The organism is Mesorhizobium sp. M0159, from assembly GCF_040322295.1.
GTDB lineage: Bacteria > Pseudomonadota > Alphaproteobacteria > Rhizobiales > Rhizobiaceae > Mesorhizobium.
In genome coordinates, this window is sequence record NZ_JAMYTF010000019.1 from 103,554 (window position 1) to 111,628 (window position 8,075).

Sequence of the window (8,075 nt, forward strand, 5' to 3'; positions counted from 1 at the left end):
CTCAACGCCGACGCTACCGGCACAGGCAACGGAAGCCGTGAGCCGGTCGCGGTGCCGGAGCCGTGAGACTTAGTCCATATGCGCGGCAGGCGCCCCACCGGCGGGCGGCGCAGCCTTTGGCTTGCGCAGCAGGAAAACAAAGGGGACAGCAAGCAGTGTCATCATCATCAGCAGCTTGAAGTCATTGACGTAGGAGATCATCATCGCCTGGATATTGACCATGCTATCCATCAGCGACAGCGCCGTCGGATCGCCGCCCGCCGCTGCCGGCGATGCCGCCCAGAGGTTGGGATTGAACGGATTGATATAGGCCGAGAGCTCGGCGTGATTGATCTGCGTGTTGCGTACCAGCAGAACCGTCACCACCGATACGCCGATCGACGAGCCAAGATTGCGCACCAGGCTGAACAGCGCCGTTGCATCGGTGCGGAAGCGTGCGTCGAGCGTGGCGAAAGCCACGGTGGACAGCGGCACGAACACCATTCCCATTCCAAGGCCCTGGATGACGCCGGAGCTGAGGATAAGCCAGTTGTCCATCTGCGGCGAAAAGCTCGACATCGTGTAGAGCGATTGCGCGGTCAGCAGGAAGCCGATGACGACGAGGATCCTGGCATCGATCCTGTGCATGATCCGCCCGACGAACAGCATCGCGATCATCGTGCCGACACCGCGCGGGCCCAAGACGATGCCTATGGTGAGGGTCGGATAACCGAAGATGGTCGACAGCATTGGCGGCAGCAGCGACATGCTCGCCAGGATGAGCACGCCCATGACAAAGATGAACGCGAGCCCGGTGACGAAATTGCGATCGAGGAAGATCTTCGGGTCGATAAAGGGGTGCTCCGCCGTCAACGTGTGGATGGTGAATACCCAGAAACCGGTGATGGAAAGACCAAGCTCGATCCATATCTCGATCGAGGAAAACCAGTCGACCTCGCCGCCGCGATCGAGCATCAGCTGCAGCGCGCCGACACCGAGCGAGAGCATGGTGAAGCCGAAGAAATCGAAGCTGCGCACGCGACGGGCGACGCTGGGAAGATATGCGGCCATGCCAAGGAAGGCGATGATGCCGACCGGCAGGTTGATGAAGAACACCCAGCGCCAGTTGAAATTCTCGGTCAGCCAGCCACCCAGCGTCGGGCCAAGGATTGGTCCCAGCATGATGCCGGCGCCCCAGATGGCCATGGCCTGGCCGTGGCGTTCCCTGGGGTTGATGTCGAGCAGGAAGGTCTGCGACAGCGGCACGATGGCCGCGCCGAACACGCCTTGCATGAGCCGGAACAAAACGATGGTCTCAAGGCTCCAGGCGATGCCGCACAGCATTGAGAAGACGGTGAAACCGACCACGGCCGTCAGGAACAGCTCCTTGCGGCCGAAGCGGTCGGCAAGCCAGCCGGTCACCGGCGTCATGATCGCCGCGGCAACGATGTAGGAGGTCAGCACCCAGTTGATGTTGTCGGGCGAGGCGCCGAGATCGCCGGTCATGGTCGGCAGCGCAACGTTGGCGATCGTCGTGTCGAGCGCCTGCATGATCGTCGCAAGCATGAGCGCAACTGTGATCAGGCCGCGGTGCGGTACTTCGCGAAAGGGTTCTGGGCTGCTCATGAGCTAAAACTTCCAGCAGGTAACAAAAACGTGTACATTAGGTTTCCGGACGGCGAGGCCCTCGCTGTAGAGAGACCCTCATCGCGGTGGGACGCGAGCATCGATGTGGGGGTTACATCGACTGAGCGTCTCGACAAGCGGGCGCCTGCCGCCCGGAAACCTGAGGACCGAAGATCCTGCGCGGCGTTGTCTGCTCAGGCAGGCTACAGCGCAGCCCGTCCACGCATTCAACTTTTCCTGCGCCTCCCTCGGACCAATCCTGCATCCATCTCGCTGTTTGCTATGCGGCCGCTACCAGGCCTCTTTACCTGGCCTCGCCTGCCGTGGCGCGGCCGAAAATGCTCGGCAGCCCGCGGGAAACGCCGGTGTCCACCGTGACCGTCGCGCTCATGCCGGTGCGCAGCGCCGTCTTGGCGTCGGCATCGGCCAATTCCAGGCGGACCGGAATGCGCTGCGTGACCTTGACCCAGTTGCCGGTGGCGTTCTGCGCGGGCAGCAGCGAGAACTCGGCCCCGGTGCCGGCGCCGATCGCCTTGACGGTGGCTTCGAACGTCTTGCCCGGATAGGTATCGACCACGATTTCGGCCTTCTGGCCCGGCTTCATGTTGGTGAGCTGGGTTTCCTTGAAATTGGCGTCGACCCAGGTGTCGCCGGTCTCGACCAGCGAAAACAGCGGCGTGCCCGAACCGACATACTGGCCGACCTTGAACGAAGCGGCCTGGCTGATGATGCCGTCGGCAGGTGCCTTGACCGTGGTCTGGACCAGATCGTAGGCCGCCTTGTCGCGTGCGGCGAGCGCCGCCATTACCGTTGGATGCTTGTCGGTCTCGATGTCGGGATTGCCGCCAAGTGCCGCCTTGGCGCTGGCGATCCCTTGCTGGGCCACGGCCAGCTGCTGCTTCGCCTTGTCGAGGTCGTTCTTGGCTTCGTCCAGAGACGACTTGGCGTTGATGCCCTTGCGGGCAAGGTCGGCGGCGCGGTCATATTGCGACTGCGCGTACTGGACCTGGCTTTCGTCGGACTTCTCCTGCGCCAGCGCCTGGCTGTAGGCCGCACGCAGCTGCTCGACATTGAGCCGTGCGCCAGCCACCGCCGCGTCGGCCTGGGCCAATGCGATCCGGTAGGGCTCGGGATCGATAGCGAACAACACGTCGCCCTGCTTGACAGACTGGTTGTCGAAAATGTCGACCTGAACGATGCGGCCCGCCGTATCGGCGGCTATCGACACCTTGGCCTGCTGCAGATTGGCGTTCTCGGTCTCCTGATAGCGGCCGCCGGTCACCCAGACATAGCTGCCGCCGGCGATCAACGCAGCGGGCAGCACAAACATCAAAAGGAAGCGGCCGGCACGGCGCTTCTTCTTCGGCGCCACCGGCGCCGGAGCTATCTGCGGAGCGACCGTTACCGGAGCTGCCGCCGGCTTCGCGGGAGCTTCCATCTCCAGCTTGGCCGCATTCTCATCTAGTTTGGCTACCGCGTTCATGCTGCTGCGCCTTCCGTATTCTTCACTTTTTCCGAGGGCGGCGTCTCACCATCTGCAAGATTCTGCACCATTGTCTCCAGCGCCCTGACCAGGACGTGGCGATCTTCCGGCGAAACGCCAACGAGCGATTCCTCATAAACCTCGCCGGCAAGGCTCTTGACGTGGGTGTAGGCCGCGTTGGCCTTGGCGGTCGGGAAAATCATGCGCACTCGCCTGTCGGTTGCGTCGGGACGGCGCTCGATCCAGCCGCCCTCCTCCATGCGATCGACAAGACGCGAGACGCTGATCGGCTCGATTTCGAGAAGCTCGGCAAGCCGCGCCTGCGCGACACCCGCCTCCTTGGCGACACGTACCAGAAGCCGCCATTGCGCCGAAGAAAGGCCGAAACCACTGGCGCGCGCCTCGAAGCGCTTGCGCATCAGGCGCTGCACGTCGTGGATCAAAAAGCCCAATCTGTCGATGCCGTCGGAAACCATGAGCGACATATATAATAAGCGTGCTCATAATTCAAGGAGCCGGATTGTGCCAGAAGCCGGCATGTGTGCATGGCAGTCGGTGCAGGGCGATCGTGGTTAGCAATTTATTACGCCGGGCGCTTGTGACGAGCATGCAGAAGATCGGCGTTCAGATGCTCAGACTATCGATCTCATCCAGGCGGAAAACGCTTCGATATGCGCTTGTCGGGGGTGATTGGCTACGCAGGCAAGGTAAAAGCCATAGCCTGGCAGACAGAGATCATGTGCCTTGACTAGCCTGCCAGCCTCGAGTTCGCCACTGACGACCACATCGCTGCAGATAGCGATACCTTGGCCTGCCGCTACCGCGTCAATCGCGTGCAGCTCTTCACGGAAGCTTAGGTCCCATGCCTGGTTGGCATTGGGGATGCTGGGATCGATCGAGCGTGCGATCGCCAGCCATCGTTGCCAAGTCGGCGCTTCCGGGTCGCGGTTCGTCCAATTGAAATGGATGAGTGGGTATTGCAGCAGATCGGCGGCGCGCTCGATCTGTCGGTCGCCTCCTGCGAACAGCTCCGGGCTGCATACCGGAAAGAATGCGTCCCGAAAAATTTCCTGCGCGGGAACATCCCGCGGCATCCTGCGCGCATAGCGGATCGCGACGTCGGCGTCACCGGCTCGCAGGTCCAGAACGGCGTCTGTCCCGATGATCTCCAGTGGAATGTTCGGATGCTGTTCGCGCCACTTCGACAGGCGCGGAACCAGCCATCGGCTGGCAAATGCATTTGGGCTCGTCACGCGCAACGGGCGTTGGCCAACTCCGGCCGAGGCTGATGCTATTGCCGCAGCGAAAGCGTCGAAGCCGCTGCAAATTACCGGGAATAGCCGTTCGCCCACGCCTGTGAGCACGAGCGGTCGTGGGCGCCGCCGGAACAGCAGTTGCCCACAGACCTCCTCCAGCAATCGAATCTGGTGGCTGATGGCCGTTGGCGTCACTCCGAGTTCCGTCGCGGCCTTCCTGAAGCTCATCAGCCTGGCAGCGGCTTCGAAGGCGCGAAGCGACCCGAGCGGCGGAAGTTTTCTCATCCAGGCAGTTTAGATGAATTTAGCTCATCCAGCGACTGAGATATTCGATTTTGCAGCGAATGGCGCCGCATGAGATCATTATGATCCGGTGAACGACAGCGTCCTGTCCAACCGTGCTGGATCACGAAGGGTATCCCTCGATGAGCATGTTCAAGCTTATAGACGGTTCCGAGCCGACGTTGCAGGCGCCAGATATCGCCCGGCTCAGGCAGGCGATTCGCGGCGATCTGATCCTTCCGGACGACCCTGGCTATGACCAGGCGCGCAGAGTTTGGAATGGCATGGTCGATAAGAGGCCGGCGGCTGTCTTCTATTGCGCCGAATCCAGCGATGTCGTCACGGCCGTCAACTTCGCCCGATCGCAAGGCTTCCTCGTCGCCGTCCGCGGCGGTGGTCATAACGTCGCCGGCAGTTCGGTATGCGACGGCGGCTTGGTGATCGATGTGTCACGCATGAAGCGGATCGAAGTCGACCCGATCCGCCGTGTTGCGCGCGCAGAAGCCGGCCTAAACCTGGGCGAGTTCGACGCAGCCACACAGGCCCATGGTCTTGCGACGACCATGGGTGTCAATGCGGATACCGGCATAGCCGGACTGACACTCGGCGGCGGGTTCGGCAAGCTTGGCCGCAAACATGGACTGAGCTGCGACAACCTTGTCGCTGTCGAAATCGTGACGGCGGACGGCCGGTTGGTCACGGCAAACGCGGCCGAAAATGCAGATTTGTTCTGGGGCATTCGGGGCGGCGGCGGCAATTTCGGAATAGTCACCACCTTCGAATACAAGCTCCATCCCGTGGGTCCGCTCCTCATCGCGGGATCGATGCTATACCGCTACGAAGAGGCACGCGAAGCGATGCGGTTCTATCGTGCGTTCTCGAGCGGCGCCCCGGATGAGCTGAGCCTGGATGCAGCACTTGTGACGGCGCCCTCGGGCGAACGCTTCTTCAGCATATCGGCGTGCTACATCGGCCCACTCGACGAAGGCCAGCAAATCATTCAACCTCTGAGAGAGTATGGCACGCCAGTTGAGCGCCGGATTGCTCCTGTCCCCTATCTTCAAATCCAATCGGCCGGGGACAGCCTCTTTCCGCGCGGGCGGCGCTACTACTGGAAGGCGCAGTTCATGCGCGAAATCACAGATCAGGCGATCGATACCATGCTTGCGGCTTACATGACTGCACCCAGCGAATCGCTTCTAGTCCTGCAGCAGGTTGGCGGCGCCATCTCGCGAGTACCGATGGACGGAACGCCCTACGCCAACAGAGATGCACTTTACGATTGCTTCCCGATATCGATCTGGGACAATCCGTCTGACGACGAAACGCACATCCGATGGGCGCGCGACCTGTGGGATGCAATGAGACCGTTCTCGACCGGCGGCGTCTACGCCAATAATCTCGGCGAAGAGGGCACTGATCGGGTTCTGGCGGCTTACGGCGAGAATTATCCGAGGTTGGCCGCACTAAAGAACAAGTATGATCCCACCAATTTCTTTCGCTTGAACCAAAACATTAAGCCTGCGACCTGAGCGACCGCCCCAGGCCGATGCTCGAAATTCTGCGGCGCTGCTACAGCTCCAAATTCCAGTTCTGGCCGACCAGATCCTTGCCGAAGGAATGGTGGCGCTCCTCGTTGGTCAATTTAAAGCCCGCAGCCTCATAGATGTGGCGAGCGGCGGCGAGCACGTCGTTGGTCCACAGCGTCAGTGTCCTGTAGCCCCTGGCGCGGCAAAAGCCGACACATTCCTCGACCAGCCGCTTGCCGATGCCGAGGCCGCGCGCCGACGGCTCGACATAGAGCAGGCGCAACTTCGCCACCGCGTCCGACTGGCGCACGACGAAGACCGAGCCGACGACCTCCCCTTCCCGCTCGGCGATCCAGCTGCGTTCCCATTTCGGATCGAAGGATTTGACGAAGGCACCGAGGATTTCGGCGACCAGCGCTTCATAGGTTTCGTCCCAGCCATATTCCTGCGCGTAGAGCAGGCCCTGGCGATGAATGATCCAGCCGATGTCGCCGACCTGCAGGGGCCGCAGCATATAGGGAATTTTGGGTTCGGCGCTTCCGCCCAGCAAACGCTGCACCGTCTGCATGGCCTTGACCAGCCTGTCCTGTTCGGGAACTGGAAGCCGTTCGAGCAAAGCCGCGACCTGGTCGTGCGAACCCTGGTTCAGCGGCGCGAAGGCCTGCCGCCCGGCCTTGGTCAGCGCGATCGATGAGCGCCGCGCATCCGCCTCGATCGTGGCGCGCTCGACCAGATCACGCTCCTCGAACTTCTTCAGCAGCCGGCTGAGATAACCGGCATCGAGGCCGAGATCGCGCGCAAGGTCGGTGGCGGTCAGGCCATCGCGATGCGCCAGCTCATAGAGCACCCGCGCCTCGGTCAGCGAGAAGGTGCTTTTCAGCAGCCCTTCGTCGAGCAGCCCGATCTGGCGGGTGTAGAAGCGGTTGAAGGCCCGCACCGCGTCGATCCGCTCCTTGCCTGGGTGATGATGAATGGTCATGGCATCCTCCTCCCGGCAAGATCAGCGATTTAGTTGACTTGGTCAAGTATCCGTTTGAAGCAATTGTCCTGATTATGCCCAGCGGGCGCCTTGACTCGCACGAGCTGCCAGCCTATTTCAGCGCCACGTTAGCACTCCCCCAAGATGAGTGCTAACCACATGTCCGGCGCCGCCGGACGGAGGAACTGTTCTCACCATTCTCATCGAGGAATAAAAAATGGCAAAGTCGAAGTTCCGCCCGCTTCATGACCGCGTGGTCGTTCGTCGGGTCGAATCCGAATCCAAGACCGCGGGCGGGATCATCATCCCCGATACGGCTAAGGAAAAGCCGCAGGAAGGCGAGATCATCGCCGTCGGTTCCGGCGCCCGCGACGAAGCCGGCAAGCTCGTCCCGCTGGACGTCAAGGCCGGTGACCGCATCCTGTTCGGCAAGTGGTCGGGCACCGAAGTCAAGCTCAATGGCGAAGACCTTCTGATCATGAAGGAATCCGACATTATGGGCATCATCGGCTGAATATCGGCCTCACCCTCGTTTAAATCTTCGGGCTCAATCCAAGCCCCTGCCAGGAGCTAAAAATGGCTGCCAAAGACGTAAAATTCTCCCGCGACGCTCGTGAGCGCATGCTGCGCGGCGTCAACATCCTCGCCGACGCGGTGAAGGTCACGCTCGGCCCCAAGGGCCGCAACGTCGTCATCGACAAGTCGTTCGGCGCACCGCGCATCACCAAGGACGGCGTCACCGTCGCCAAGGAAATCGAGCTTGAGGACAAGTTCGAAAACATGGGCGCGCAGATGGTCCGCGAAGTTGCTTCGAAGACCAACGACATCGCCGGCGACGGCACCACCACCGCGACCGTTCTGGCACAGTCGATCGTCCAGGAAGGCCACAAGTCGGTTGCCGCCGGCATGAACCCGATGGACCTCAAGCGCGGCATCGACCT

The 8,075-nt window shown here is 61.5% G+C and carries 8 protein-coding genes; 3 read left to right on the forward strand and 5 right to left on the reverse strand.

The annotated features are described in order from the left end of the window. Positions 1 to 69: 69 nt before the first annotated feature. The 4 genes from NKJ32_RS19340 to NKJ32_RS19355 all read right to left on the reverse strand — a co-directional run bounded on the left by NKJ32_RS19340 (position 70) and on the right by NKJ32_RS19355 (position 4,629). Positions 70 to 1,605 carry a DHA2 family efflux MFS transporter permease subunit gene (locus tag NKJ32_RS19340; protein WP_352636556.1) on the reverse strand — a complete coding sequence of 512 codons (1,536 nt, stop codon included), beginning with the start codon at positions 1,603 to 1,605 and terminating at the stop codon, positions 70 to 72. Positions 1,606 to 1,909: 304 nt separating this feature from the next. Then, on the reverse strand, positions 1,910 to 3,088 hold the full coding sequence (locus NKJ32_RS19345; protein ID WP_352517859.1) for an HlyD family secretion protein: 1,179 nt from the start codon (positions 3,086 to 3,088) through the stop codon (positions 1,910 to 1,912). Beyond that, positions 3,085 to 3,564: a MarR family winged helix-turn-helix transcriptional regulator gene (locus NKJ32_RS19350; protein ID WP_352517870.1), complete on the reverse strand. Its 480-nt coding sequence runs from the start codon at positions 3,562 to 3,564 to the stop codon at positions 3,085 to 3,087. The genes NKJ32_RS19345 and NKJ32_RS19350 overlap by 4 nt, the downstream gene beginning before the upstream one ends. Positions 3,565 to 3,720: 156 nt before the next feature. Then, positions 3,721 to 4,629: a LysR substrate-binding domain-containing protein gene (locus NKJ32_RS19355; RefSeq protein WP_352517858.1), complete on the reverse strand. Its 909-nt coding sequence runs from the start codon at positions 4,627 to 4,629 to the stop codon at positions 3,721 to 3,723. Between the two features lie 113 nt (positions 4,630 to 4,742). Between NKJ32_RS19355 and NKJ32_RS19360 the strand changes: the two genes are divergently transcribed. After that, entirely contained in the window at positions 4,743 to 6,158 is a 1,416-nt protein-coding gene (locus NKJ32_RS19360) for an FAD-binding oxidoreductase (RefSeq protein ID WP_352643062.1), read from the forward strand. 40 nt (positions 6,159 to 6,198) lie between these two features. Here NKJ32_RS19360 and NKJ32_RS19365 read toward each other — a convergent pair whose 3' ends face one another. Then, positions 6,199 to 7,134 carry a bifunctional helix-turn-helix transcriptional regulator/GNAT family N-acetyltransferase gene (locus tag NKJ32_RS19365; RefSeq protein ID WP_352569757.1) on the reverse strand — a complete coding sequence of 312 codons (936 nt, stop codon included), beginning with the start codon at positions 7,132 to 7,134 and terminating at the stop codon, positions 6,199 to 6,201. Between the two features lie 217 nt (positions 7,135 to 7,351). Here NKJ32_RS19365 and groES point away from each other — a divergent pair, with 217 nt between their 5' ends. Both groES and NKJ32_RS19375 read left to right on the forward strand, forming a co-directional pair. Continuing rightward, positions 7,352 to 7,648, forward strand: a complete 297-nt coding sequence (gene groES, locus NKJ32_RS19370; protein WP_006203049.1) for a co-chaperone GroES — start codon at positions 7,352 to 7,354, stop codon at positions 7,646 to 7,648. 62 nt (positions 7,649 to 7,710) lie between these two features. Next, a partial coding sequence (locus NKJ32_RS19375) for a TCP-1/cpn60 chaperonin family protein (protein ID WP_352828519.1) occupies positions 7,711 to 8,075 on the forward strand: 365 nt, incomplete at its 3' end.